Source organism: Paenibacillus sp. VCA1, assembly GCF_031583795.1.
GTDB classification, from domain to species: Bacteria; Bacillota; Bacilli; order Paenibacillales; family Paenibacillaceae; genus Paenibacillus_AQ; species Paenibacillus_AQ albilobatus.
Window position 1 is genome coordinate 26,278 of the sequence record NZ_JAVLSX010000004.1, and the last position, 23,592, is coordinate 49,869.

29 protein-coding genes are annotated in these 23,592 nt (G+C 52.9%); 27 read left to right on the top strand and 2 right to left on the bottom strand.

The window, feature by feature from the left end; genetic code table 11:
* Window positions 1-72: 72 nt before the first annotated feature.
* Window positions 73-768 (top strand): glutamic-type intramembrane protease PrsW, encoded by a 696-nt coding sequence (gene prsW / locus RJP21_RS09275; protein ID WP_160041224.1) that lies wholly within the window; start codon window positions 73-75, stop codon window positions 766-768.
* Here prsW and RJP21_RS09280 read toward each other — a convergent pair.
* On the bottom strand, window positions 758-1,003 hold the full coding sequence (locus RJP21_RS09280; protein ID WP_310859470.1) for a hypothetical protein: 246 nt from the start codon (window positions 1,001-1,003) through the stop codon (window positions 758-760). The genes prsW and RJP21_RS09280 overlap by 11 nt on opposite strands.
* 153 nt (window positions 1,004-1,156) lie before the next feature.
* Between RJP21_RS09280 and ypeB the strand changes: the two genes are divergently transcribed.
* The 20 genes from ypeB to RJP21_RS09380 all read left to right on the top strand — a co-directional run bounded on the left by ypeB (window position 1,157) and on the right by RJP21_RS09380 (window position 18,951).
* A complete protein-coding gene (gene ypeB / locus RJP21_RS09285; RefSeq protein ID WP_310859033.1) occupies window positions 1,157-2,521 on the top strand; it encodes a germination protein YpeB in 1,365 nt (454 codons plus the stop codon).
* Window positions 2,522-2,659: 138 nt separating this feature from the next.
* Window positions 2,660-3,310 (top strand): flagellar brake protein, encoded by a 651-nt coding sequence (locus RJP21_RS09290; protein ID WP_310859446.1) that lies wholly within the window; start codon window positions 2,660-2,662, stop codon window positions 3,308-3,310.
* 85 nt (window positions 3,311-3,395) lie between these two features.
* Window positions 3,396-3,617, top strand: a complete 222-nt coding sequence (locus RJP21_RS09295) for a hypothetical protein (protein WP_310859034.1) — start codon at window positions 3,396-3,398, stop codon at window positions 3,615-3,617.
* A gap of 204 nt (window positions 3,618-3,821) precedes the next feature.
* Window positions 3,822-4,517 carry a (d)CMP kinase gene (cmk, locus tag RJP21_RS09300; RefSeq protein ID WP_160041230.1) on the top strand — a complete coding sequence of 232 codons (696 nt, stop codon included), beginning with the start codon at window positions 3,822-3,824 and terminating at the stop codon, window positions 4,515-4,517.
* Between the two features lie 18 nt (window positions 4,518-4,535).
* Window positions 4,536-5,126 (top strand): lysophospholipid acyltransferase family protein, encoded by a 591-nt coding sequence (locus RJP21_RS09305; RefSeq protein WP_310859035.1) that lies wholly within the window; start codon window positions 4,536-4,538, stop codon window positions 5,124-5,126.
* A 123-nt stretch (window positions 5,127-5,249) separates the two neighbouring features.
* Window positions 5,250-6,479, top strand: coding sequence for a 30S ribosomal protein S1 (gene rpsA, locus RJP21_RS09310; RefSeq protein WP_160041234.1), 1,230 nt, complete (start codon window positions 5,250-5,252; stop codon window positions 6,477-6,479).
* Window positions 6,480-6,700: 221 nt separating this feature from the next.
* Window positions 6,701-8,023 carry a ribosome biogenesis GTPase Der gene (der, locus tag RJP21_RS09315; protein WP_310859036.1) on the top strand — a complete coding sequence of 441 codons (1,323 nt, stop codon included), beginning with the start codon at window positions 6,701-6,703 and terminating at the stop codon, window positions 8,021-8,023.
* An 11-nt stretch (window positions 8,024-8,034) separates the two neighbouring features.
* On the top strand, window positions 8,035-8,670 hold the full coding sequence (gene plsY / locus RJP21_RS09320) for a glycerol-3-phosphate 1-O-acyltransferase PlsY (RefSeq protein WP_160041238.1): 636 nt from the start codon (window positions 8,035-8,037) through the stop codon (window positions 8,668-8,670).
* Window positions 8,660-9,700, top strand: coding sequence for an NAD(P)H-dependent glycerol-3-phosphate dehydrogenase (locus tag RJP21_RS09325; protein ID WP_310859037.1), 1,041 nt, complete (start codon window positions 8,660-8,662; stop codon window positions 9,698-9,700). The genes plsY and RJP21_RS09325 overlap by 11 nt, the downstream gene beginning before the upstream one ends.
* A gap of 65 nt (window positions 9,701-9,765) precedes the next feature.
* Window positions 9,766-10,041: a stage VI sporulation protein F gene (locus RJP21_RS09330; RefSeq protein ID WP_036709992.1), complete on the top strand. Its 276-nt coding sequence runs from the start codon at window positions 9,766-9,768 to the stop codon at window positions 10,039-10,041.
* Between the two features lie 166 nt (window positions 10,042-10,207).
* Window positions 10,208-10,387, top strand: a complete 180-nt coding sequence (locus tag RJP21_RS09335; RefSeq protein ID WP_310859038.1) for a DUF2768 family protein — start codon at window positions 10,208-10,210, stop codon at window positions 10,385-10,387.
* Window positions 10,387-10,767, top strand: a complete 381-nt coding sequence (locus tag RJP21_RS09340) for a 2Fe-2S iron-sulfur cluster-binding protein (RefSeq protein WP_310859039.1) — start codon at window positions 10,387-10,389, stop codon at window positions 10,765-10,767. Before RJP21_RS09335 ends, RJP21_RS09340 begins: the two co-directional genes overlap by 1 nt.
* Before the next feature lie 27 nt (window positions 10,768-10,794).
* A complete protein-coding gene (locus RJP21_RS09345; RefSeq protein ID WP_310859040.1) occupies window positions 10,795-11,430 on the top strand; it encodes a nucleotidyltransferase family protein in 636 nt (211 codons plus the stop codon).
* Window positions 11,420-11,776, top strand: a complete 357-nt coding sequence (locus RJP21_RS09350; RefSeq protein WP_160041246.1) for a 2Fe-2S iron-sulfur cluster-binding protein — start codon at window positions 11,420-11,422, stop codon at window positions 11,774-11,776. The genes RJP21_RS09345 and RJP21_RS09350 overlap by 11 nt, the downstream gene beginning before the upstream one ends.
* Before the next feature lie 45 nt (window positions 11,777-11,821).
* Window positions 11,822-12,589: a hypothetical protein gene (locus RJP21_RS09355; protein ID WP_236575545.1), complete on the top strand. Its 768-nt coding sequence runs from the start codon at window positions 11,822-11,824 to the stop codon at window positions 12,587-12,589.
* 481 nt (window positions 12,590-13,070) lie between these two features.
* Complete coding sequence (gene spoIVA / locus RJP21_RS09360; protein ID WP_160041250.1) at window positions 13,071-14,549, top strand: stage IV sporulation protein A; 1,479 nt, start codon at window positions 13,071-13,073, stop codon at window positions 14,547-14,549.
* A 304-nt stretch (window positions 14,550-14,853) separates the two neighbouring features.
* Window positions 14,854-15,927: a sugar ABC transporter substrate-binding protein gene (locus RJP21_RS09365; RefSeq protein WP_310859041.1), complete on the top strand. Its 1,074-nt coding sequence runs from the start codon at window positions 14,854-14,856 to the stop codon at window positions 15,925-15,927.
* 85 nt (window positions 15,928-16,012) lie between these two features.
* Complete coding sequence (locus tag RJP21_RS09370) at window positions 16,013-17,533, top strand: sugar ABC transporter ATP-binding protein (RefSeq protein WP_310859042.1); 1,521 nt, start codon at window positions 16,013-16,015, stop codon at window positions 17,531-17,533.
* The gene (locus RJP21_RS09375) at window positions 17,523-18,509 is read left to right on the top strand and encodes an ABC transporter permease (RefSeq protein ID WP_310859043.1); all 987 of its coding nucleotides are present in this window, start codon (window positions 17,523-17,525) and stop codon (window positions 18,507-18,509) included. Before RJP21_RS09370 ends, RJP21_RS09375 begins: the two co-directional genes overlap by 11 nt.
* 169 nt (window positions 18,510-18,678) lie before the next feature.
* Window positions 18,679-18,951 carry an HU family DNA-binding protein gene (locus RJP21_RS09380; protein WP_160041258.1) on the top strand — a complete coding sequence of 91 codons (273 nt, stop codon included), beginning with the start codon at window positions 18,679-18,681 and terminating at the stop codon, window positions 18,949-18,951.
* A 215-nt stretch (window positions 18,952-19,166) separates the two neighbouring features.
* Here the strand turns inward: RJP21_RS09380 and RJP21_RS09385 are convergent, their stop codons facing one another.
* Complete coding sequence (locus RJP21_RS09385) at window positions 19,167-19,304, bottom strand: hypothetical protein (protein ID WP_310859044.1); 138 nt, start codon at window positions 19,302-19,304, stop codon at window positions 19,167-19,169.
* A gap of 110 nt (window positions 19,305-19,414) precedes the next feature.
* Between RJP21_RS09385 and mtrB the strand changes: the two genes are divergently transcribed.
* The 6 genes from mtrB to RJP21_RS09415 all read left to right on the top strand — a co-directional run bounded on the left by mtrB (window position 19,415) and on the right by RJP21_RS09415 (window position 23,584).
* Entirely contained in the window at window positions 19,415-19,639 is a 225-nt protein-coding gene (gene mtrB, locus RJP21_RS09390) for a trp RNA-binding attenuation protein MtrB (protein WP_160041598.1), read from the top strand.
* A gap of 102 nt (window positions 19,640-19,741) precedes the next feature.
* Window positions 19,742-20,296, top strand: a complete 555-nt coding sequence (locus RJP21_RS09395) for a hypothetical protein (RefSeq protein ID WP_310859045.1) — start codon at window positions 19,742-19,744, stop codon at window positions 20,294-20,296.
* 162 nt (window positions 20,297-20,458) lie between these two features.
* Window positions 20,459-21,325, top strand: a complete 867-nt coding sequence (locus tag RJP21_RS09400) for a heptaprenyl diphosphate synthase component 1 (protein ID WP_310859046.1) — start codon at window positions 20,459-20,461, stop codon at window positions 21,323-21,325.
* A gap of 9 nt (window positions 21,326-21,334) precedes the next feature.
* On the top strand, window positions 21,335-22,081 hold the full coding sequence (locus RJP21_RS09405) for a demethylmenaquinone methyltransferase (RefSeq protein WP_310859047.1): 747 nt from the start codon (window positions 21,335-21,337) through the stop codon (window positions 22,079-22,081).
* The gene (locus tag RJP21_RS09410; RefSeq protein WP_310859048.1) at window positions 22,074-22,946 is read left to right on the top strand and encodes a UbiA-like polyprenyltransferase; all 873 of its coding nucleotides are present in this window, start codon (window positions 22,074-22,076) and stop codon (window positions 22,944-22,946) included. The genes RJP21_RS09405 and RJP21_RS09410 overlap by 8 nt, the downstream gene beginning before the upstream one ends.
* Window positions 22,946-23,584 carry a UbiX family flavin prenyltransferase gene (locus RJP21_RS09415; RefSeq protein WP_310859447.1) on the top strand — a complete coding sequence of 213 codons (639 nt, stop codon included), beginning with the start codon at window positions 22,946-22,948 and terminating at the stop codon, window positions 23,582-23,584. The genes RJP21_RS09410 and RJP21_RS09415 overlap by 1 nt, the downstream gene beginning before the upstream one ends.
* Window positions 23,585-23,592: the final 8 nt, after the last annotated feature.

The window sequence follows — 23,592 nt, forward strand, 5'->3', positions numbered from 1 at the left end:
TTGCTGCTTCATGGGATGAATTGCTTTTGGTTCAAGCAGCAGAATTTTACACAGCAAAAAGGGGGAAAGACGGTGCTTTGGTTTTCGATTATTGCTTCGGCGTTGGCGCCGGGTCTCGCCCTTTTGACGTATTTCTACCTGAAGGACAGATACGAGCAGGAGCCGCTTATGATGGTGATCAAGGTGTTCGTGCTCGGTTTTCTGATCGTCGTCCCTGTAATGATCATCCAGCGGGGAATGACAAACGGATTCGGCGGCAATCCGTATGTGGAATCGTTTATCATCTCGTCTTTCGTCGAGGAATTTCTGAAATGGTTCGTGCTGTACCATATGATTTATAACCATACCGAGTTTGACGAGCCGTACGACGGCATTGTATACGCGGTCGCGATCTCGCTCGGTTTTGCCACGGTCGAAAACGTCATGTACGCTTGGTACAGCCACGCTTCGATCGGAGCGATGTTCCTGCGGGCGCTGCTGCCGGTATCGGGGCATGCGATGTTCGGCGTGATGATGGGGTATTACCTCGGCCGGGCGCGTTTTTCCCAGGGTGCAAAAGCCAAACGTTTTCTCGTGTACTCCATGGTGATCCCGTGGTTTTGGCACGGCGTGTACGACCTGATTCTCGCAACCATGACCCAATACTGGATTTGGTTCATCGTTCCGCTTATGGCCTTTTTGTGGTACGGAGGCATGGGAAAGGTCACGCGGGCGAACAACCGCTCTCCGTTCCGTTTTCTCAAGCGGGAGGAAGAGGTTAATACGTAACGAAAATGGGCACACTTGATCCTAAAAGATTCCAACGCATGGAAATCTTATTCAGGATCGGGGGTGCTTTTTTTTGCGCGTCAAAGTGACCATCGTATGCAAACAATGCGGGGAACGTTTCGTTCTGCGGGGCAAAAGGGATCGCGGGCGGATCGAAACGGGTTTTAAGCAATGCCTTTGCAACAATAAAAGCCATTTCGACATCGAAGAACTTCCGTTTTAATCCTTCGTCCAAAAATGGCTCGGCATGCTGCCAATTGATGCATAAGACTCCTTTCTTCTTGTCAAACTAACAGCAGCAACCAGAAGAGTGATCATAATCAGCCGTTTTCAATGCGGATCAGCTTGGTTTGATCGATTCAGCTGAAGAAAGGAGATTTGAGCAATAATGTACAAGCGGTTAAGCGCTGTTTTGTTTCCCATCGTAACCCTGCTGATGATCGGGGCGTTCGTGTGGGGGTATCAGGAGAACCAGGAAAAAAACTCGATTTTGATCAAAGCCGAAAACCAATACCAGCGCGCGTTCCACAATTTGTCCTACCACATGGACCGGCTTCACAGCGAGCTGGGGAACACGCTGGCGGTCAGCTCTTCCTCCAACGCGATGCACCGCAAGGGGCTGATCAATGTATGGAGGCTGACCAGCGAAGCCCAAAACGAGATCAACCAGCTTCCGCTGACGATGCTTCCGTTTAATAAAACCGAGGACTTCCTGTCCCGGATTTCCAATTTCTCCTACCAGACGTCCATGCGGAACCTCGAGAAGGAACCGCTCTCCAAGGAGGAGCTTCAACACTTGAAGGTGCTTTACAAAAATTCCGGCGACATCACGAAAGACCTTCAAAATGTGCAAAGCAAGGTCATTCAAAACCGGCTGCGCTGGATGGACGTGGAAAGCGCCATGGCCTCCGAAGAGAAGCAGATGGATAACACGATCATTGACGGTTTCAAAACCGTCGACAAGCGCGTCGGCGAATATCCGGAACTGAACTGGGGCCCTGCCGTATCCAGCATATACAGCAAACGCTCCGTCAAAATGCTTTCCGGCACGCCGGTATCGAAGGAAGACATCAAACGCAAAGCCGCGCAATTCGCGGACGCCGGCGCCGGCGCTTCCATCCAAGTGACGGAAAACGGCAAGGGAACGGATTGGGAATCCTATACCGCCACCGTGAAATCGAAAAACCATCCGTCCGTCGTGTCGATGGATTTCACGAAAAAAGGCGGGCTGCTGATCAGCTATCACGATAACCGTCAAATCGGACATAAAGCAGTCACCATGGAACAGGCCAAGGCGAATGCGGATCACTTCCTGTACAAAAAGGGGTATAAAAACATGGCCGCCGTAGCTGCGGACCAATACGGGAACATGGGCAACCTGACCTATGTCAGCCAGCAAGACGGCGTGCTCATTTATCCGGAAAAACTGACGGTTCGCGTCGGATTGGACAAAGGCGAGGTGACCGGATTTCAGGCAAGCGATTACGTCTATGAACATAAAGACGGCAAACGCAATTTGCCGAAACCGAAAATGACCGTCGAGCAGGTCCGCAAAAAATTGAATCCGGAATTCAAGGAAACCTACAACCGGCTGGCCCTCATTAAAGACGATACGGCCCAAGAAGCGCTTTGCTACGAAATCGGCGGCAACATCAACGGATCCAGATACCGCATGTATCTGGACGCAAACGACGGCTCGGAAAAAATGGTGGAGGAGCTGAAATCTTCCGACCGCCAGGCGGCCGTCAAATAAAAACGACATTGTACCCAGCTTGCGAAGGGGGCCTTTTATGAAAAAAGGCTCCCTTTTTTATGATTTATGCCATACCTGCGACAAAAGACATGGTATAATCGGGTTATGCGGTTAATTTTGGAGCTGGCGGTGAACTTTTTGTATCCGAAAATCAGTGACGTATTGTATATTAGCGTAGATTCGGGGGACGAAAAAGAAACGGGGATTCAGTACAAATCGAGAATCGCCGATATCGATGAGGATTCGATGCTGATCGAGGTCCCGATCCAGGAAGGCAGCGGTCAGCTGAAAAAGCTGTTCGTCGGGGATGAACTTTCCATTTATTTTATGACGGAAGGCGGCGTCAAAAACTACTTCAATTCTTACGTAACCGGTTTCAAGCAGGACGTCATCCGTATGGTGCGAATCCGGAAGCCCGATCCCGATTCGATCGGCAAAATCCAGCGGCGCAGCTTTTTGCGGGTGAACGGCGAGCTTGAGGTCGCGGTCAAAACGGACAAACAATTGCGTTTCCTGGCGCGGACCGACGATGTCGGAGGGGGAGGGATTTCTTTTTACTGCGACGCGGAGCACCAGGTTGCGGAAGGGGAGAAAGTGTCCTGCTGGGTCGTCGTACCTTATAAAAACGCCAGCCTGGAACACGTGCCATTCGATGGGGAAATCGTCAGGATCAAGGCGCTCGATAACGGCCGGAAAATCGTCATGGTCAAATTCACGGCGATCGCGGACATGGAGCGGCAGAAGCTGATCAAATATTGCTTTGAACGCCAGCTTGATTTCAGGCGGTAAGGATTTTAGCGGAACCGCAGACGAGGGCGCATAAAAGGAGGGACTTCCGGACACCGTAATAGGAAAAATCCGGAGGTGCTTCCATATGAACGAAAAAGAGCAGGTTAAGCTATATGTGCAGCTCTTCGAACGGCTGTGCGAACAAGCGGGAAAATGGACGAAAATTTTGCTCGTCTTTTTGATCGCCGCTCTTGTCTTTTTTCAAGCAGCCTTGCATATCCATTCGCTCCGGCCGTTGATTTCGCCGGTGGACCGGTTGGACGGGATTCCGATCAAAGAACGGAATGTCAAGGATTGGCATGAGTGAATCCATGGGTCTTTTTTGCATCGATGTAGGTTGTGTGGTATAATTTTCACAGCGCAGGCAATGCCTGCTTTTTTCTTGAAGTGATCGAAAGAAGCGTTTGCTTTATCCATAGCCGCTTCCGATCGCGGGAGAACGCCGCTCGCATACGGCGTCCTCGCGGTAGTCACAATCTCTTATGCTTATGTATTGAGGAGGAATGCCCCTTTGAGTAGGCAGGGGACGGAGAACAACTTGAAGATCAATATCGCGATTGATGGACCTGCCGGGGCGGGAAAAAGCACGATTGCTCGTTTGGTGGCCAAAGAGCTGTCCTACATATATGTGGATACCGGCGCCATGTACCGGGCGGTGACCTGGCATATGCTCAAAGCCGGCATCAAGCCGGAATCTGCCGCTGAAGTGCTGCGTCACGCTCAAGCGATGGAGATTGAACTGATTCCGGGCGCCGACGGGCAAAAGGTGCTGGTGGACGGTCGGGATGTGACGCCGTATATCCGTTCTCTTGAGGTTAGCGGCATGGTGTCGCAATATGCGCAAATCGAAGGGCTCCGCAAGCATTTGGTAGCGCTGCAACAGCAGATGGCAGCCCGCAAAGGGGTCGTCATGGACGGCAGGGACATCGGCACGACGGTTCTGCCGAACGCGGAATTGAAAATTTTCATGACTGCCAGCGTGAAGGAACGTGCCCTCCGCCGCTTCAAAGAGTTGGGTGATGCGCAGGGCGTGACCCTGGAACAGCTTGAGAAGGATATTTCCGAACGCGATCGTTTGGATGCGGGACGCGAAATTTCGCCGCTGCGTTGCGCGGATGACGCCATCGTGCTGGATACGACGCATATGGACATCCCTCAGGTTGTCGACACGATCGTTTCCTATTGCAAAACGCATACGAACTCTTAAGAGTGGGGAGAAGGAAGCATGTTTTACGAGTTTTGCCGGGGAGTTCTGAACGTGATGTTCACCTTGGTTTACCGCCTCGAGGCGGTGGGGGAGGAAAACATCCCGAAGGAGGGCGGAGTGCTGCTCTGCTCAAACCATCTCACCGTTCTGGATCCGATAACGGTAGGCATCAAAGTCAAACGCCGGATCAAATTCATGGCCAAAGCGGAGCTGTTTAAAGTGCCCGTTCTCGGACCGGTCATTACGAAGCTGGGCGCTTTTCCCGTCAAACGCGGAGGCGTCAGCAAAGAATCGATCAAAAACTCCCTTACCATTTTGCGAAACGGCGAAGTGATGGGGATTTTTCCGGAAGGGACGCGCAACTCCGACAGCGGGGCGGCCAAAAAAGGAGCAGCGACTTTTGCCCTTCGAAGCGGAGCCGCGGTCGTGCCGGTCGCCATTATCGGCAATTACAAGTTTTTACGCAAAATGAAAGTGATATACGGTGCCCCTTTGGATTTGTCCGGTTTTAAGGAAATGGAATCCGGGGAAGCGGTGGAAGCCGTCACGGACAATATCATGTCCCGCATCCGCGAAATGCAGAAAACCGGGAAGCCGACGCTGAATTAGGCGCCTGTGAATGAAGGCAAGCACTTATTGGAAAGATATTTAACATATCTATCATGGAATGTTTTGAACTCTGCGTCAGCAGGTTTGAATAAATGGTTTTTTTGAATTGAGGAGGGTATTGACATGTCGGAAGAAACTAAAAATCAAGAAACTGAAGTAAATCAGGAGGAAATGGACCAAATCGTTTCCTTGAAAAAAGGGGACACCGTAAAAGGTTCGATCGTCAAGCTGGAAGATAACCAAGCTTATGTAAGCATTGGATATAAATACGACGGTGTGATCCCTATTCGCGAGCTGTCTTCCGTTCATCTGGACAACGCATCGGACGCGGTTCAGATCGGGCAGGAGGTAGAATGCAAAGTGGTCAGCATCGACGACGAAAAAGAAAAACTCGTTCTTTCCAAACGCGCGATCGACAGCGAAAACGCATGGGAAGAGCTCGAGAAGCATTTTGAAGCGCAAGACGCATTCGAAGTGACCGTTGCCGACGTCGTTAAAGGCGGCCTTGTCGCCGACGTGGGCGCACGCGGATTCATCCCGGCTTCCATGGTGGAGCGTCATTTCGTTGAAGACTTCAGCGATTACAAAGGCCGCACGCTGCGCGTAAAAGTGAAAGAAATCGACCGCGAAAACAACAAGGTCATCCTTTCCCAAAAAGACGTGCTGGACGAAGAATTCGAAGCCAACAAACTCAAAGTGATGTCCGAACTTCAAGAAGGACAGGAGCTCGAGGGCACGGTACAGCGTTTGACCCAATTCGGCGCATTCGTTGACGTAGGCGGCGTGGATGGACTGGTTCACGTATCCGAAATGGCATGGAACCATGTCGACAAACCTTCCGACGTCGTGTCCGAAGGAGACAAAGTAAGAGTCAAAGTTCTGAAAGTAGACCCTGAAAAAGGAAAAATCAGCCTCAGCATGAAAGCCGCTCAGCCTGGTCCATGGGATACTGCAGCAGAAAAATTCCATATCGGCGACGTGGTGACAGGCGAAGTCAAACGTCTGGTGACCTTCGGTGCATTCGTTGAGCTTGCTCCAGGAGTCGAAGGACTTGTTCATATTTCCCAAATTTCTCATAAGCACATCGGAACTCCGCATGAAGTTCTGAAAGAAGGACAAGAAGTTCAAGTGAAAATTCTTGACATCAATACCGCTGAAAAACGCGTCAGCCTCAGCATCAAGGAAACGGAAGAAGCTCCGGCTCCTGCGCCTAAAGCGGACAGACCTGCAAAAAGCGGCGGCGGCAACCACAAGGATGAGCTTAAAGACAATCCTAACGTATCCCTGAGCAACCAAGGCCTCAGCATTACGCTTGGGGAACGTTTTGGAGACAAACTGAGCAAATTCAAGTGATTGTCTCGTCTCGGAAATGAAAAACGGCGAACCCTCATCGGGTTCGCTTTTTTTTTCTTTCCCCAAAGCCGCAAAAACGGATCCGGGGCGGCCATGCGGCGCATGGAATCCCGTTTCTACGGGAAAATAGGATTAATAAACGGATCCGCCCATGAAACGTTAGCCAAAATAAGTGTTTTTTGCTATGATGATTATCGTAAGTATTGACAGGAGGAGTGAATATGGCAAGACCCGTAGTAGCTATCGTTGGCAGGCCTAACGTTGGTAAATCAACCATTTTCAATCGATTGATCGGCGATCGGCTGGCCATCGTGGAAGATAAACCGGGGATTACCCGCGACCGGATTTATGGGGTATCCGAATGGAACAGCAAATCGTTTAGCGTCATCGATACCGGAGGCATCGAAATCGACGGCGACGACGTCATGCTGAAATCCATCCGCATGCAGGCAGAGCTTGCGATCGAGGAAGCGGATGTCATCGTGTTTATGTGCGACGCCAAAAGCGGCGTCACGCAATCCGACGAAGAGGTGGCCCAAATTCTGTTCCGTTCCGGGAAGCCGATCGTGCTTGCCGTGAACAAGGTGGACAACCTCAGCCGCCAAGACGAAATTTACGAATTTTACAGCCTCGGGTTCGGCGACCCGATTGCGATTTCCGGAAGCCACGGAACCGGCATCGGCGATTTGCTGGATGCGATCGTTGAGATTTTGCCGGATCTCAGCGACGACGATTACGACGAAGATGTGATCCGTGTGGCGTTGATCGGACGCCCGAACGTGGGCAAATCCTCTCTCGTCAATGCCATCCTCGGCGAAGAGCGAGTCATCGTCAGCGATATTGCGGGCACGACAAGGGATGCCATCGATACGCCGTTCGAAAAGGACGGGCAGCGTTACGTCCTGATCGATACGGCGGGGATGCGCAAACGGGGCAAAGTGTATGAAACGACGGAAAAATACAGCGTCATGCGGGCGATGCGCGCCATCGAACGCGCCGACGTCGTCCTGGTCGTCATCAACGGCGACGAAGGCATCATCGATCAAGACAAGCATATTGCCGGCTATGCCTATGAAGCGGGCAAAGCATCCATTTTTGTCGTCAACAAATGGGACATCGTCGATAAGGACGACAAAACGATGCACCAATTCGAGAAAAAGATCCGCGACCATTTTCTGTTTATGACCTATGCACCGATCGTGTTTTTGTCCGCAAAAACGAAATCGCGCCTGCATAAGCTGCTTCCGGTCGTGCAGCACGTGGCGGAACAGCATTCGCTTCGCGTTCAAACCCATTTGCTGAACGACGTCGTATCCGACGCGGTTGCGATCAATCCTCCTCCGACGGACAAAGGAAGGCGTTTGCGCATTAACTATGTCACCCAGGTAGCCGTCAAGCCGCCGACCATGGTTGTATTCGTAAATGATCCTGAACTGATGCACTTCTCCTATGAACGGTATTTGGAGAATAAAATTCGCAGTGCGTTCGATTTCGAGGGAACGCCGATCAGAATCTTTACGCGGCGCAAATCGGATGAAAGTTAGGGGAGAATAGATTGACATTACAGATCATAGCCATTGTATTGAGTTATTTGCTCGGCTCCGTCAGTTTTAGCGTTGTGCTGGCCAAATTGCTGAAAGGGATCGATATCCGTCAGCATGGGAGCGGAAATGCGGGTGCAACCAATACGCTGCGGATTTTGGGGAAAGGGCCGGCGATTGCCGTGCTGCTGCTTGACGTATTGAAAGGAATTGCTGCCGTATGGCTTGGCAGATGGATCGGGGGAGGCAATGAGTGGATTCCTGCCCTGTGCGGCCTCAGTGCTATCGTCGGTCATAACTGGCCGGTATATTTTCACTTCCGCGGAGGCAAAGGAATCGCCACCACGATCGGGGTCATGGCCACACTCAGCTTCTTCCCGGCGTTATGCGCCGGAATCATCGCGATTTTATTGATCGTCGTCACGCGTTACGTTTCCCTCGGTTCGCTCGTATTCGTGGCGCTTACACCTATTTCTCTATTGATCTTTGGTTTCATCTATGGTTTCAACTGGCCGATATTCTGGTCCAGTCTTGTCATTTGCTTGTTTGCCTTCTGGAGACACCGCAGCAATATCGTCAAGATCGCCCAAGGACGGGAAAACAAAATCGGCTCCGGAGGCTCCAAAGGGGGAAAGGGAATTGTCAAATAAGGTGGCCGTACTTGTGGCGGGCAGCTGGGGCACCGCCCTGGCCAGCGTCCTCGCGTGCAATCACCCGAACGTGGTGATCTGGAGCCGAAGCAGCGAGCAGGTACGGGAAATCAATGAAAAGCATATGAACAGCCGGTATTTGCCGGATGCCGTTTTGCCGGACAATCTGAAAGCAACGACGGATATGGAAGAAGCCATAAAAGACGCGGGTGCGGTATTGATCGTCGCCCCATCCAAAGCGATGCGCGAGGTTGCGCGGTCTTTGAAGGCCTACTGGCAAAAGGACATGTTGTGCATCCATGCGACGAAAGGTTTCGAAACCGAAACCTTGAAGCGGATGTCGACGGTCATAGCCGAAGAGCTCGGCATCGAAGAAGGCGACGTCGTCGTCCTCTCCGGCCCAAGCCACGCGGAGGAAGTCATCCGCCGCTGCCCGACAACCGTCGTGGTTGCCTCCCTTAACCAAAAGGCCGCCGCGGCGGCGCAATATTTGTTCATGAACGCGGATTTCCGCGTCTATACGAACAGGGATATGCTTGGGGTCGAATTGGCCGGGGCGCTAAAAAACATTATCGCGCTTGGCGCGGGCATGTCCGACGGGTTAGGTTACGGCGATAACGCCAAAGCGGCGCTGCTCACCCGCGGCTTGGCGGAAATTACCCGAATCGGCGTCGAAATGGGCGCAAATCCGCTTACTTTTTCAGGGCTTGCCGGCGTCGGGGACCTTGTCGTTACCGCTACGAGCCGGCACAGCCGGAACTGGCGCGCGGGTTCGATGCTCGGTCAAGGGAAAAAGGTTGACGAAGTATTGGGTTCCATGGGCATGGTCGTGGAAGGAATACGCACAACCCAGGCGGCGCATACGATTTCCGCGAAATACGGCGTGCAGATGCCGATCGCGGAACAGCTGTACCAGGTGCTTTTTGAAAACAAGGATCCGCGCATAGCCGTCGAAGCGTTGATGGGACGGGATCCGAAAACGGAAATGGAAGCGATGAAGCTGGAAACTTGGGAGCAGTGGCATAGCTGATCTTTTCACCTTTCAAGGCCAATCCTCATATATATACGTTGAGGACTGTCGGAGGAGGGGAGAAGATGAGCAAAAATTTTCCTAAAGATGTGCTGAATGTCGTGAACAAAAAATCCGGCAAACGCATCTCGGAAAGTCAAGTCAAAAAACTAGCCAGTACCGTAAAACCATCCACGATGCAAAACGAGACCCAGCTCCGCCAACTGATCAAGCAAGTGTCCGCCATGGCCAACGTTCCGGTCAGCGAGGAAACGATTCAGGATATCGTGAGCGCGGTCAAGAAAAGCGGTATGAATCCGCAAAACATGGAATCGCTGATGAAATTGATGATGAAAAAATAACTTGGTTTTTCCAAAATCAAAGGGCTATAAGCCTTTGAAGCCTGGCGCTTCAAAGACTTTATGCTCTTTTTTTCAGATGTCGGTTTTGCGTAACCTTCTCGCTCAGGAAAGTGGACAAGTTTCATGCTATAATACGTCTATATACACAGAATGGAGAGTTTAGCCTATGGATCCGATGACAAAAATGTGGGTTTCCCTGATCGCCATCCTGGTCATGGGGTTGTCCGTGTTTTTAATTACGTTTGCCCGCACGAAAACAACCGGCGTTCTTCGCGGCGCGTTATCCTTTTTGGCGTTTATCGTGATGGTGGTCGGATTTCTCGGGGGAATGGCGGCGTTGATGTGATGAACCCGTTCCGTAAGTTTTTTGGCAAAAAAAAACCGGCTGCCGAAGCCGTTGAAACGATGGAACGGACCACGCCCGGGGAAGCCACCATGCTGCTGAAAGGAAGAACGATCGAAAAAACGGTCGTGCCCGAACCCGGAAAAACCATTTTGCAGCACGCGAAAGATCATGAAATCGATTGGCAGCACATGTGCCGCCGCGGAACTTGCGCACGCTGCAGATGCCAAGTCATTGAAGGCGCGGAGCTGTTGGAAGAGCCGACGGAAGCCGAGCTTCGCCGTCTCGACCCTGAAGAATTCGACGAAGGCTTCCGGCTCGGCTGCCAGGCGGTCGTGAAGGAGCAGGGGAAAATCGTCGCGCGGAACAAAACCTATTTTTAGACGGATGGTTGGATAGGAGTGTGGGACATGCAGATTTCATCCGAACTAAAACATGCGCTGCAGCGGGTGTGCGACAGGCTTGGGCAAGCCGGGAATTGCTGGCTGGTCGGCGGGAGCTGCGGGCTTCTGCTTCAGGGAGTGCGTCTTAGCGCCATGCCTCGCGACGTCGATGTATATGCGGACGATGTCCATGTGAATGCGCTGCACGGCCTGATAAAAGATCTTGCCGTAGACGAGCCCGAAGTAAGCGAAACGGATACATATCATTCCACCCTCAGCCATTATAAGCTGGACGGTTACGTGATGGAACTGGTCGGCAGCTTTAAGGTTCGCGCGATGGGGAGCCGGTATGAGGTTTTGGTGGACAAGCTTCTGCTCAAGGAAGCCAGAATGGTTATGATTGGGGGCGTTCGTGTCCCTTTGATGCCGCTTGGGCATGAACTGGTGTTTAACGTGCTCAGGGAAAGGCCGGACCGTTACGAGGCCATTGCGGCAGCGATGAGGACGGATCTAGGGAAGCATGTGCCGCTCCTGAAGCGCATATCCGAGACATGCCGTTTGTCGGAAGCCCATGCGGCTTTCATCGACGGCCTGCTTGGATTAAACGGGGAAGACCGTCTGTATGGGAACCAGCGAGAGGAGCAGGGCGGGGATGAAACATGAAATCACGTTTCGGCCGTCAGGCAAAAAAGCGGAGGTAAGCCGCGGCACGACGGTGCTTGCCGCCTCCTTCCGGGCCGGCGTCCACATTCCGACGCGCTGCGGAGGCAAGATGGGCTGTCTCATGTGCAAGATCGAAGTGGACGAAGCGGCCAAGGCGCAGCTGTCGCCTCCGTCAGAGCAGGAACAGCGGAAGCTGGGTTCGCTTGTCCACCAAGGCGTACGGCTTGCCTGCCAATCGAAAATCGAAGGGACGGTTGCCGTTACGATACCTGAAGATAAGCTTAAGGCCGCGATCCGGAAACAGCTGGAGGCCGCCAGGCGGCAGGATCGGGACGACCTCTGGTGAAGACCGCCCGAACTTCATATTTTTTTGATACAAAGGATGATGTATGTGACTCAGGCTTTTTTCGCAAGACGTTCCGGAGCTCTCCGGAAAGCCGCGGCGGCCGTGATGGCGGTCCTGCTTGCGGTAAGCTTGTCCGGATGTTTGTACCCGGACGAGAAGAAAAACGAAAACAGGGTATCTTACCGCGAAAGCGTGAAACGAATCCAGTCGGCCATTGAAGATTACCAAAAGGACAAAAGCCTTTTGCCGATCTTGAACGCGGATCAAGACACGCCGAAATACGAAAAATTCCGCATCGATCTCGATAAGCTGCAAAAAGAGGGTTACATCGATGAAATTCCGTCCACGGCATTCGAGAAAGGCGGCAGCGCTTACTTCCTCATCCAGGACGAGGAAACGAAACCGACGGTCAAAGTGATGGATTTGATCACGGTGCAAAAGGTGAACGACGTGCAGCGCCTCGTCAACCAATACAAGATGGCCCATGACGGGCAGCTCCCTGCCGGCGATGAAGTATATCCGGGGGTTCATGCGGTCGACCCTGCGCTGGCAGGCATGAAGGACATCGGCCTTAAAAGCGTGTACTCGGGACAGGACGTCAATTTCCTCCTGGATCAAGCAGGCACGGTATACGCCGACTATGCCTTCGACATCATGCAGCTGATCGATAAACAGGGCTTGAAGCCGTCGAAAGAGGAAGATTTGCGGGAAGAGCTGGTGAAAGCCTCGGAATACGTGCCCGTCAAATCGCTGCCTTACCGGTGGTCCGGCGACGCGCCGGTGGCGGTCGCGCCCGGATCTGCCGCCGAATAATCCCTAAAGATTCATATAAGCCGTTCTTTCAAGCGATGCCGCTTGCAAAGGGCGGCTTTTGTTTTTAAGAGACGCTAAAAGGATCATCTGTACGTTTTAGCAAAAAAATTACATAGACGGACGTCAAGGCGCATATAACTGAGAAGGATGGCGGGGCCGGCAAAGCTTTGGATCTATGGAATGGGCGAAAGGAGCGGCGCATCCGGCTTAAAAAGGGCTCCGGAAGCCTCTCTATAGGTTGAGAGATTTTGCAAAATACCCGTCATATTGTTTTTCATAGGTACATAATATGATACTAGTCCAAATGCCTAAAGCGAGTATCGCCGCTTTGCCGTTTCCATCCGATTCTGACCCCGGCGGCGGACTACTGACGACATTGTAAGGCTCCATTCCGTTGCAATGGCTCGAGGCTTCAGATGGAACACGAAGCGGGATGCTCTTAAGCATTTTTCCTTCGGAGTAAATGAGGAGGGGATCTCTTTTGGAAAAAGTGGACATTTTTAAAGACATTGCCGAACGCACCGGCGGGGATATTTACCTGGGTGTGGTCGGCGCGGTCCGGACAGGAAAATCGACGTTCATCAAGCGGTTCATGGAAACCATCGTGCTTCCGAACATCGCAAGCGAAGCCGACCGGGCCAGAGCCGTGGATGAGCTGCCGCAAAGCGCGGCCGGCAAAACGATCATGACGACCGAACCGAAGTTCGTGCCCAACAATGCGGTACAAATCAAGGTAACCGAGGGTCTGGAGGTTAATGTCCGTCTCGTGGACTGCGTTGGATACGCGGTGGAAGGGGCGAAAGGATACGAGGATGAAAACGGTCCGCGCATGATCTCCACCCCTTGGTTCGAGGAACCGATTCCGTTTCAGGAAGCCGCCGAGATCGGAACGCGCAAAGTCATTCAGGAGCATTCGACGCTGGGTGTAGTGGTCACGACCGACGGGACCATTGCCGAAATCCCCCGCAGTTCCTACGTGGAAGCCGAAGAACGCGTCATCGCCGAACTGAAGGAGGTAGGCAAGCCGTTTGTGCTTGTCATCAACTCGACCCGTCCGCGCAGCGAAGAAACGCTTCTGCTCAGAAACGAGCTGGCCGAAAAATACGACATTCCGGTCATGGCCCTCAGCGCGGCAACGATGACGGAAGACGACGTGACGAGCGTCATGCGCGAAGTGCTTTACGAATTCCCTGTTCACGAGGTCAACGTCAACCTTCCGAGCTGGGTGATGGTGCTCAACGAGAAACACTGGCTCCGGAGCAATTACGAAAATTCCGTCCGCGATACGGTCAAGGATATCCGCCGTCTGCGCGACGTGGATCGCGTCGTGACCCAGTTCATGGATTACGAGTTCATCCAGCGGGCGGCGCTCAGCGGGATGAACATGGGGCAGGGCGTGGCGGAAATCGACCTGTTCGCGCCGGACGAATTGTACGACCAAATCCTGATGGAAGTGGTCGGCGTCGAAATCCGCGGCAAGGACCATCTGCTGCAGCTGATGCAGGAGTTCTCCCATGCCAAACGCGAATACGACCGTTTTGCGGAAGCGCTTGAAATGGTGAAGACGACCGGCTACGGCATCGCTGCGCCTTCCCTTGCGGAAATGTCCTTGGATGAGCCGGAGCTTATCCGCCAAGGAACGAGGTTCGGCGTCCGCTTGAAAGCGACGGCGCCTTCGATTCACATGATCCGGGTAGACGTCGAGTCCGAATTCTCCCCGATCATCGGCACCGAAAAGCAAAGCGAGGAGCTTGTCCGCTACCTCATTCAGGATTTCGAAAACGATCCGATCAAAATTTGGGATTCCGACATCTTCGGACGTTCCCTGCACTCGATCGTACGGGAAGGCATACAGGGCAAAATCGCCATGATGCCGGACAATGCGAGATACAAGCTGCAGGAAACGCTCGGCAGAATCATCAACGAAGGATCGGGTGGTCTGATTGCCATCATCCTATAACGATGCATACGAAAAAGCCCGCAGGCGGAACGATCCGCCTGCGGGCTTTTTTGCGATGGAAAACACTTTATGCGTAGCTTTTCACGATCTCTATTCGGCGTACGCAAGCAACTTGGACAACCTTTCGGCCAGAGTCTGGTTAATATCGATTTTAGCGCTGCCCCTGGGAAAGAAAACGGCATAAAGTCGAATTTTGCAAAAAAATGACGTAAATAACTAAAAACCTATTTACATACTTGGAATTAGGCTTTATATTAGTGTATAACATTTTCACATTGCATAGAGTTGAAGGGGGAAAGAATCCATGCGATTCGGTAAAAAAAGAAAAGCGGCGCTGCTCTCATTATTCCTGGTTTTGGCAATGCTGACAAGCGCCTGCGGACAAAAAAACGCGTCTTCGGTCGGCGGCGAAGCGGACGCGGCGGGCACTGGCGGCAAACCGCTGGCGGGCAAGCGGGTGGCGTTGATCATGGAATTTAATACCGGGACGTTTTCGCAGCAATACGTGCAGGGCGTCACCGAGGAAGTCGAAAAATTCGGCGGAAAATTGACGAAATTTGTCGCAAATAACGACAAGGCCAAGATGGCTTCCTTGCTTGATTCCGCCATTACCCAGCGCTTTGATTTGATTTTGACGGACCACGGCGACCAGCTTTTGCAGCCGGGCGTTCAAAAGGCCGTGTCCCAAAACATTCCTGTGGTCGTATTCGATGCCGACGTGCACGTGGCAGGCGCCACGACATTGTCCCAGGACGACCAGAAAATGGCCGAGCTGACGCTGGAACAAATGAAAAAAGACATCGGAGGCAAAGGCAATATCGTGAAGGTCTGGGTTGCGGGTTTTGCCCCGATGGAACGCCGTCAGGTGGCCTACGGCAAATTCATGAAAGAAAATCCGGACATCAAGGAAATTGCGACGTTCGGAACGGCCCAAAATCCGGCGCTTGATACGCAAACGCAAATGGAAGCCATCCTGAAACAGTACCCGAAAGGCCAAATTTCGGCCGTGTGGACGGCATGGGACGAGTTCGCCAAAGGCGCTGCCCGGGCGATTCAACAAGCCGGACGCGACGAAATCAAAGTATACGGCATCGATATGAGCGACGAGGATCTGCAAATGATCCAGGATCCGAAAAATCCTTGGGTGGCTTCGGCCGCGGTCGATCCGAAAGACATCGGGCGCATCCAGGTGAGATACGGTTACCAAAAGCTGCACGGCGACAAAACGGAGGATGCCGTGGTGCTGCAGCCGGTATACGTCTCCCGGGACGCGCTGCCTAAAGAGCAAATTTCGACGACGGAACTTTCCAAGTACGTAGAGGGCTGGGGAGAAAGCAAACAGGGCCTTGCGGACTGGATGGAGGAATACGGCAAGTAATGCACGGGTGTAAGCCCGGCATCATGACTAAAAGGCCGTGCGATAGGCACGGTCTTTTCAATCTTTTACGAAGGTGGGGCCGCTAATGACAGCTTCATACCAATTGGAAATGAAAGGGATCATCAAGCAATTCGGCGGCGTGCCCGCCTTGTCGGCGGTGGATTTTACGGTAAGGGGCGGTGAAATCCATGCGCTTCTCGGCGCGAACGGCGCGGGAAAAAGCACGCTGATGAAAATCCTCTCCGGAGCTTACCGCGCCGACGGAGGACAAATCGAGGCGGATGGAGAGGCGCTCCGGATCAACTCCCCCGCCGACGCGAAAAAAAGCGGCATACACTGCGTCTATCAGGAGGTGGACTCGGCCTTGGTCCCGCAGCTGACGGTCGCGGAAAACGTGATGCTGGACGCGCTTGCCTCAAAGGATTCATCCCTTTGGATCCGGACGCGGGAGCGCGCAGAGCAGGCGAAAAGCGTTCTGTCCCGCCTTGGGGCGGACATCGATGTGAACCGCAAGGTGGCCGAGCTCAGCTTGGCGCAAAAGCAGATCGTGCTGTTGGCGCGGATCGTCGCCCAGGAGGCGAAGGCAATCATATTCGACGAACCGACGGCCCCGCTCAGCGACAGCGAGTGCAAGGAGCTTTTTAAAATCATGCATGAACTGAAAGACAGCGGCGTGGCGTGCATCTTCATTACGCATCGGCTGCCCGAGGTGCTGGAACATGCCGACCGGGTGACGATCATGAGGGACGGGAAGAAGGTGCACTCCGGTCCGACGGACGAAATCAGCGGCGAAGGCATCATCAACCATATGCTCGGCAAGACGTTCGAGGAGGAGTTTCCGAAGCGGGAAACCGACATTGGCGGGCCTTTGCTCAAAGCGGAGGGGATCCGCAGAGGGTATAAAGTCCGAGGAGCGGATTTGGAGGTTCGCAGCGGCGAGGTCCTTGCGGTGGTCGGCCTTGTCGGCGCGGGCAAAACGGAGCTCGCCCGGATTTTGGGAGGCGCGGACAAGCATGAGGAAGGAACGATCGGGCTGCGCGGGAAAAAGCTTGCGTTTCGGCAGCCTGCAGACGCCATCCGGGAAGGCATCGTGCTGGTGCCGGAAGAACGGCGCAAGCAAGGGATTTTCATTCACCAATCCGTCGACTTGAACCTTACGCTGCCGGTTTTGGATCAGGTAAGCCGCCTCGGCTTCATTTCACGCAAAAAGGAAAAGCGGCTCAGCTCGGAAATCTCGCGGTCGCTTGGCGTTAAAACCGCTTCGGGCGATCAGCTTGCCCTGCATTTAAGCGGCGGCAACCAGCAGAAGCTGGCCATCGGAAAATGGCTGGAGAGCGGCGCCGTAGTGTTTATTTTCGACGAGCCGACCAAAGGCGTGGATATCGGGGCGAAAAGCGACATTTTCCGCATCATCGGCGATCTTGCGGCGGCGGGAAAAGGCATTATTTATTTTACATGCGAATTGGCGGAAGGGCTCGGGATCGGCGACCGGATCGCGGTCATGGCGGACGGCGCGGTCAGCAAGGTGTTCAAGCGCGGGGAAGCGACGCAGGCCCAGCTCCTGTATTACGCGAGCGGAGGCTTGGAGGTAAACGATGAAGGATAAACTATTGCATTACGCGTTCCGGTACGGGGCGGTTGTCGTCATTATCGGGGTTATTGCGTTTTTTTCGTTCCGGCTCCCTTATTTCTTTACGTACGGGAACTTAAGCGATATTTTGGGTTCGATCACGATCGTGACGTTTGTCGCCATCGGCGTTACCCTTTCGCTTGTCGTCGACGGCTTCGACCTGTCGGTCGGCTCCACCGTGTCCCTGACGACCGTAGGGGCGGCTTCGCTGATGATTTGGTACCAGCAGCCGGTTTATGTCGTCATTATCGTGTCGCTGCTTGCAGGGGCGCTTATCGGCCTGTTGAACGCTTTTCTCATCGTCAAGCTGCGGATTCCGGATCTGCTGGCGACCCTGGCTGTCATGTACATCGTCGGCGGCATCCACAAAACCTACGCGCAGGGCTACAACATTTACAACCATATGGAGTTTCCCGACGGCACCAAGGCTCCCGGCGAAATGAGCGCCGCATTTTTGCAGCTGGGGCAGGGAAAATGGCTTGGCATCCCGATCTCGGCCGTTCTGCTCATCATCGCGGTCGCCGCGGTCCATATTTTCCTGACGCGCACAAAATACGGCAGGCAAATGTACGTCACCGGCGGCAACGAGGAGGCTGCGCGCTTGTCCGGAATCAAGGTGAAAAAGGTGCGCACGCTGGCCTACGTCGCTTCGGGCATTTTTGCGGCCATCGGCGGCATTTTGTACGCCTCCCGGGTCGGCTCGGGCCAGATCGATGCGGGTTCGCCGCTGTTGATGGAGTCGGTTGCGGCCGTTTTCGTCGGCTTTTCCGTCTTCGGGGCGGGAAAACCGAACGTGATCGGGACGTTTATCGGCTCCGTGCTGATCGGCGTGCTCGTCAACGGCCTGACGATGATGAACATGCAATATTTTACGCACGACATCATCAAAGGAACGGTGCTGGTGCTCGCGCTGGCCGTCACTTTTTATGTTTTGAACCGATCCAAAGCTTAAAACTCTTGAAATTATAATGGCGCTGTATTACTATAAGTTTGTCCGCGCCTGCGGCTGTACTGGCTTTACGGCGATTCTATCTGTAAAAGAAGCAGATGAACGTATATTTTGCTGCAAAACGGAAAGAGTGAGTAACAACCGATTCAGACCTTTGGGGAGGTGAATAACAATGAATAAATCCGAGCTGATTTCCCAAGTAGCCGAAACTGCGGAATTGTCCAAAAAGGATGCGACGAAAGCCGTTGACGCGGTATTCGAAGCTATTTCGCAAGCTCTGCAAAACGGAGACAAAGTCCAACTCGTTGGATTTGGAAACTTTGAAGTTCGCGAGCGTTCCGCCCGTAAAGGACGCAACCCGCAAACCGGTGAAGAAATCGAAATCCCTTCGAGCAAAATTCCTGCTTTCAAACCAGGCAAAGCGCTCAAAGACGGAATCAAATAAGATTTCTACATATTTCCAATAAGCTGGTGAGAAAAGACCGTGATAACCTGCCGGCCTGCATCGATCTTGATCGGGAGCGGGCGGCGGGACCTGCAAAGCCTTTCGGTATACCCGATTTGACGCGCAGGCGTTCACGGCCTTTTCTTTTCTCTCCCGGCGGGAGATTTGGCATTTTTCGAATAATCGGAGGGGCTTTGGTCAGGTATTGTTTCCCGTTACTTGGCGGGCGGCTGCTCCTGATCGGCGTAAGCGATGAGAATGACGGGATAACCTGCCGCTTGGCTGAGCTGGCGCTCGTATTCCCGAAGCTGCAAAACCGCTTCTTCATCGAGAGGCGCCGGTTCGTAATTCATCGTTAACACACTCCTTATATAATATATGCCTTATTAGCATTCCCACGACGGGACAGGAAGTAACCGTAAAAAGGACCGGATCAGATGATGATGGAAGGAGGAACGACATGATGGAAAACGCGAACAACAACGATTACATCGTCGTGAAGGCGAAGGAAAACGGAGTGCAGGTCATCGGATTGACCCGCGGGCACGATACCAAATTTCATCATACGGAAAAGCTAGATAAAGGCGAGGTGCTGATCGCCCAGTTTACGGACCATACGTCTGCCATGAAAATCCGCGGCAAAGCGGAGGTGCAAACGAAGCACGGAATCATCGAAAGCGACAGCTAAATTGCAGGCCATGCCTGCTTTTTTTCGTTGACGTCCGGGTAGGTATGGAGTCCTGCGATGAAGCTTAAACTATAGGTACCAACAAGCGAGGAGGACTACCAGATGACCCGTTATATCCTGCCGTGCGCCGCGCTTCTCTTTGCTTTGGGAACGGCGCCGTCTTATGGCCAGCCAAACCATCAACAACCGATCCTGCCGGTTCGCCCCAAACAGGTGATGCCCGTCGTATTGCATGAACCCGGATGGGAGCTGAGCGACGAAAATATCGTCGATATGCTGCATTCGCTTCCGCTGACGCTGACCATCCGCCGGGTGGAATGGCATGCGCCCGCCATGTCCATCGATTTGACGGTTCCGGCTCCGAATACGTCGCGGACGGAAATGTACAAAAACATCGCCGAGATCCTGTCTTTTTGCTTTTCGGGAACGAGCAACGTCCAGCAGGTCAAGCTCAGGCTGATGGCCGAAGATCCGTGGCTGGATACGCGCCATTTGCTGCTGGCGGCGGACGCGAAACGGCATATCTGGGATTCGGCGCTGTACCGCGAGCTCCGGCTGACGGGGGAAGCCCCTTTACCCGATTACATAAAAAGCAAATTGCACGTCATCGAAACGTTGTTATGGAAAGACCGGTTCGACTTCCCCCATCAAGGGTAATTCATCATTATCGAATTTTTCGCCCGACAAACCTAAAATGGGGATGGTTCACCCGTGCGTGGCGAAAAAACATGTGATATAATAGAAAAGATTGTGAACAAATGATCTTGTTCGTCGGATTAGTAAGTGATTTCAAAGATAAAAGAGGCTCGGAGGCTGACGATGAAACCGTACCGCGTACCCCAACTAGCAAAGAAATATGTCGAATACGACATGATCCAAAAACATACGGAGCTGCCGCCTTTTCCTGACGCTCGCGTTCAGCTGTTATACATTTTCCTGAACCAGGGGACCAGCAGCGTTGGCATGCACAGCGAGCTTTTTTCGCTGGTAACCTCTCTCGTTCAATTAGGTATAGATACGCATGAAACGATTGATACGCAAAAGGACAAACCGGTGGAAGGTTTTATGCGCTCCCGCCAGCTGAAAGTTCTCGCCGGGGATTATTTCAGCAGCCGGTTTTATCATCTGTTGTCCCAAAAAGGGCAAATCGATGCAGTTTCGCGGCTCAGCCAAGCCATTTGCGACGTGAACGTGCTGAAAATGAACTTGTACGGAAAAATGAAGAGCCTGTTATTGTCGGCAGAAGAATATTTGCGGCATGCGGTGCAGCTGAATATGCAGCTGTTTCTTTCTTTTACTCCCCTGCTGGAAGAGTCCCTGCACGACTTGTGGAACTCGCTTTTGCGGAAGATCAGCGAATGCGAAACCGTCGCGCGGGAAATCGAACGGAGCGGCGGGGAGCCATACCTCTACAGCTATTCGTACTGGCATATCCTCGATATCGCCAATGATGAGGATCGAATGGCGCTGAAAGAACGTAATATCGACAACAAAGATTGGAAAAAGCTGATGCTGAAATATAAAGCGGCGGAACATATGGCCGAAAAGCTGCGCCAAGCGGTAGGCGGCGTCCAGGCCATTTTGAAAAACGTCAAAAGCGACGGCCGCTTCCGTGAGATCGGACAGGTTCTGGAGCCTTTCCAGCGTCAGCTTCACACTTCCGGATCGGCTGTCGGAGAAGGGTAGGTTGCTTGAATGAATATCAATACTTCAGAGCCCCAAACGAATGCGAACGACCAATACGACCATGTGCAGTCCGTATTCGAAAGCATCGCTCCAAAATACGACATCATGAACGACATTTTAAGTTTCCGCAGGCATAAGGCATGGCGCAAATTTACGATGAAGAAGATGGCGATGAAACCGGGCGACACGGCGATCGACCTGTGCTGCGGAACCTGCGACTGGACGCTCAGCATGGCTGAAGCAAGCGGAACCGGACAGGTGATCGGGCTGGATTTCAGTCCGAACATGCTGAAGGTTGGGGAGAGCAAGGTCAAAGCCAAGCATTTGGAGAACCAGATCACATTGGTTCAGGGGAATGCGATGGATTTGCCGTTTGAGGATAACCGGTTTGATTACGCGACGATCGGCTTCGGGCTGCGCAACGTGCCTGACCTGGTGAAGGTCCTTCAGGAGATGAAGCGCGTCGTCAAACCCGGCGGCATGGTCGTTTGCCTGGAATTGTCCAAGCCGACCTGGCAGCCGTTCAAAGGCATTTATTATTTTTATTTTCAACAAATATTGCCTAACCTGGGCAAACTTTTTGCCAAAAGATACGAGCAGTACAAGTGGCTGCCGGACTCGCTTGCCCTGTTTCCCGGAAGGGAGGAGCTGGCGTCAATATTCCGGGAGGTCGGTTTACAACATGTCAAGGCCTATCCCCTGACTGGCGGCATCGCGGCACTACATATTGGGATTAAGGAGAATCGGCATGTTTAAGAAAATCGGCGTTTTTTTGGAAATGATCAAAATTGAACATACATTGTTCGCGCTTCCGTTTGCTTTTATGGGAGCCATATTGGGATCGGTGGTCGTGAGCGGGCATCTGCCCTCCTGGGCGCAAATCGGCTGGATCCTGATGGCCATGTTCGGCGCCAGAAGCGCGGCGTTTGGCCTCAACCGGATGATCGACCAGGTCATCGACAAAAAAAATCCCCGCACTGCAGGCCGGGCCATTCCGGCCGGTCTTCTCAAGACGGCGGAAGTTATCGTTTTCACGATCGTATGCTTTTTCTTGTTGTTCTGGGCGGCGATTGAATTGTCTCCGCTTGCCGTAAAGCTGCTTCCTATTGCGGTCTTTTTCCTTGTATTTTATTCTTACACGAAGCGCTTTACCTGGCTTTGCCACGTGATACTCGGATTTACGATCGCCCTGGCTCCGCTTGGAGGTTGGGTGGCTGTCACGAACAGCATCGATTGGAAGGCATTGCTGCTTTACGTTTCCGTCGCTTTTTGGACGGCGGGCTTTGACGTGATCTACGCCATTCAGGACATGGAATTCGACCGGAAAGAAGGGCTGTTTTCCATTCCCGCCCGCTTCGGGCTTCAGAAGTCGCTGAAGATCGCCAGATATTTTCATATGGTGACGGCCGTAGGCTTTATCATCCTTTTCTTTGTGACGGATTTGAGTTGGTGGTATTTTGCGGGCATGGTAATTTCATATATTATCTTATTCTATGAACATTACATTTTGTCGCCAAATGATATGAGCAAGCTGCAAACCTCCTTTTTCACCATGAACAGCGTGCTCAGTATCGTTGTTTTTGTCTTTACGCTGATTGATTTGGTGGTGCAGTTCCATTGATGGACGCAAAAGGAGAAAAAAAAGGCTGGGTTGTCGGCATCACGGGGGCGAGCGGTTCCGTTTACGGCGTGCGCTTGACCGAAGTGCTTTTGGAGCAAGGTTATCCGGTCCATCTGGTCGTTTCCAATGCCGGCTGGCGGGTACTCGGCGAAGAGCTCGGGTGGAACGCGGCAAGGCGGGAGCAGGCGCTGGAGGATCAATTCGGCGGGCTGCCCGGGAAGCTGACGTATCATCCGATCGCGGACATTGGCGCAACCATTGCCAGCGGCTCTTACCAGGTGGAGGGGATGGTCATTGTTCCGTGCTCCATGGGCACGCTGTCCTCGGTGGCAAGCGGCGCATCCGACAATTTGATGACGAGAGCGGCGGACGTGATGCTGAAGGAAGGGCGGCCGCTCGTGCTCGTTCCGCGCGAAACGCCGCTGCATGCGATCCACCTTGAAAATATGCTGAAGCTTGCCCGGCTGGGAGTGAAAATGATCCCGGCTATGCCGGCTTTTTATTTTCATCCCGAAACGATCGGCGACCTCGTCGACTTTCAGGTAGGCAAAATATTGGACAGCCTGCGGATCGAACACCGGTTGTTCACCCGCTGGGACGGCGGGCAAGCCGCGGCGAAAAAGACAGATGGCCGCTGACCGAGTGT

Bases quoted from the DNA above. Each gene is read 5' to 3' on its own strand.
- ypeB (WP_310859033.1), top strand. From the start codon at position 1,157: ATGTACAAGCGGTTAAGCGCTGTTTTGTTTCCCATCGTAACCCTGCTG.
- RJP21_RS09295 (WP_310859034.1), top strand. From the start codon at position 3,396: ATGAACGAAAAAGAGCAGGTTAAGCTATATGTGCAGCTCTTCGAACGG.
- RJP21_RS09305 (WP_310859035.1), top strand. From the start codon at position 4,536: ATGTTTTACGAGTTTTGCCGGGGAGTTCTGAACGTGATGTTCACCTTG.
- rpsA (WP_160041234.1), top strand. From the start codon at position 5,250: ATGTCGGAAGAAACTAAAAATCAAGAAACTGAAGTAAATCAGGAGGAA.
- der (WP_310859036.1), top strand. From the start codon at position 6,701: ATGGCAAGACCCGTAGTAGCTATCGTTGGCAGGCCTAACGTTGGTAAA.
- RJP21_RS09330 (WP_036709992.1), top strand. From the start codon at position 9,766: ATGAGCAAAAATTTTCCTAAAGATGTGCTGAATGTCGTGAACAAAAAA.
- RJP21_RS09335 (WP_310859038.1), top strand. From the start codon at position 10,208: ATGGATCCGATGACAAAAATGTGGGTTTCCCTGATCGCCATCCTGGTC.
- RJP21_RS09340 (WP_310859039.1), top strand. From the start codon at position 10,387: ATGAACCCGTTCCGTAAGTTTTTTGGCAAAAAAAAACCGGCTGCCGAA.
- RJP21_RS09345 (WP_310859040.1), top strand. From the start codon at position 10,795: ATGCAGATTTCATCCGAACTAAAACATGCGCTGCAGCGGGTGTGCGAC.
- RJP21_RS09350 (WP_160041246.1), top strand. From the start codon at position 11,420: ATGAAACATGAAATCACGTTTCGGCCGTCAGGCAAAAAAGCGGAGGTA.
- RJP21_RS09365 (WP_310859041.1), top strand. From the start codon at position 14,854: ATGCGATTCGGTAAAAAAAGAAAAGCGGCGCTGCTCTCATTATTCCTG.
- RJP21_RS09370 (WP_310859042.1), top strand. From the start codon at position 16,013: ATGACAGCTTCATACCAATTGGAAATGAAAGGGATCATCAAGCAATTC.
- RJP21_RS09375 (WP_310859043.1), top strand. From the start codon at position 17,523: ATGAAGGATAAACTATTGCATTACGCGTTCCGGTACGGGGCGGTTGTC.
- RJP21_RS09380 (WP_160041258.1), top strand. From the start codon at position 18,679: ATGAATAAATCCGAGCTGATTTCCCAAGTAGCCGAAACTGCGGAATTG.
- RJP21_RS09385 (WP_310859044.1), bottom strand. From the start codon at position 19,304: ATGAATTACGAACCGGCGCCTCTCGATGAAGAAGCGGTTTTGCAGCTT.
- mtrB (WP_160041598.1), top strand. From the start codon at position 19,415: ATGGAAAACGCGAACAACAACGATTACATCGTCGTGAAGGCGAAGGAA.
- RJP21_RS09395 (WP_310859045.1), top strand. From the start codon at position 19,742: ATGACCCGTTATATCCTGCCGTGCGCCGCGCTTCTCTTTGCTTTGGGA.
- RJP21_RS09400 (WP_310859046.1), top strand. From the start codon at position 20,459: ATGAAACCGTACCGCGTACCCCAACTAGCAAAGAAATATGTCGAATAC.
- RJP21_RS09405 (WP_310859047.1), top strand. From the start codon at position 21,335: ATGAATATCAATACTTCAGAGCCCCAAACGAATGCGAACGACCAATAC.
- RJP21_RS09410 (WP_310859048.1), top strand. From the start codon at position 22,074: ATGTTTAAGAAAATCGGCGTTTTTTTGGAAATGATCAAAATTGAACAT.
- RJP21_RS09415 (WP_310859447.1), top strand. From the start codon at position 22,946: ATGGACGCAAAAGGAGAAAAAAAAGGCTGGGTTGTCGGCATCACGGGG.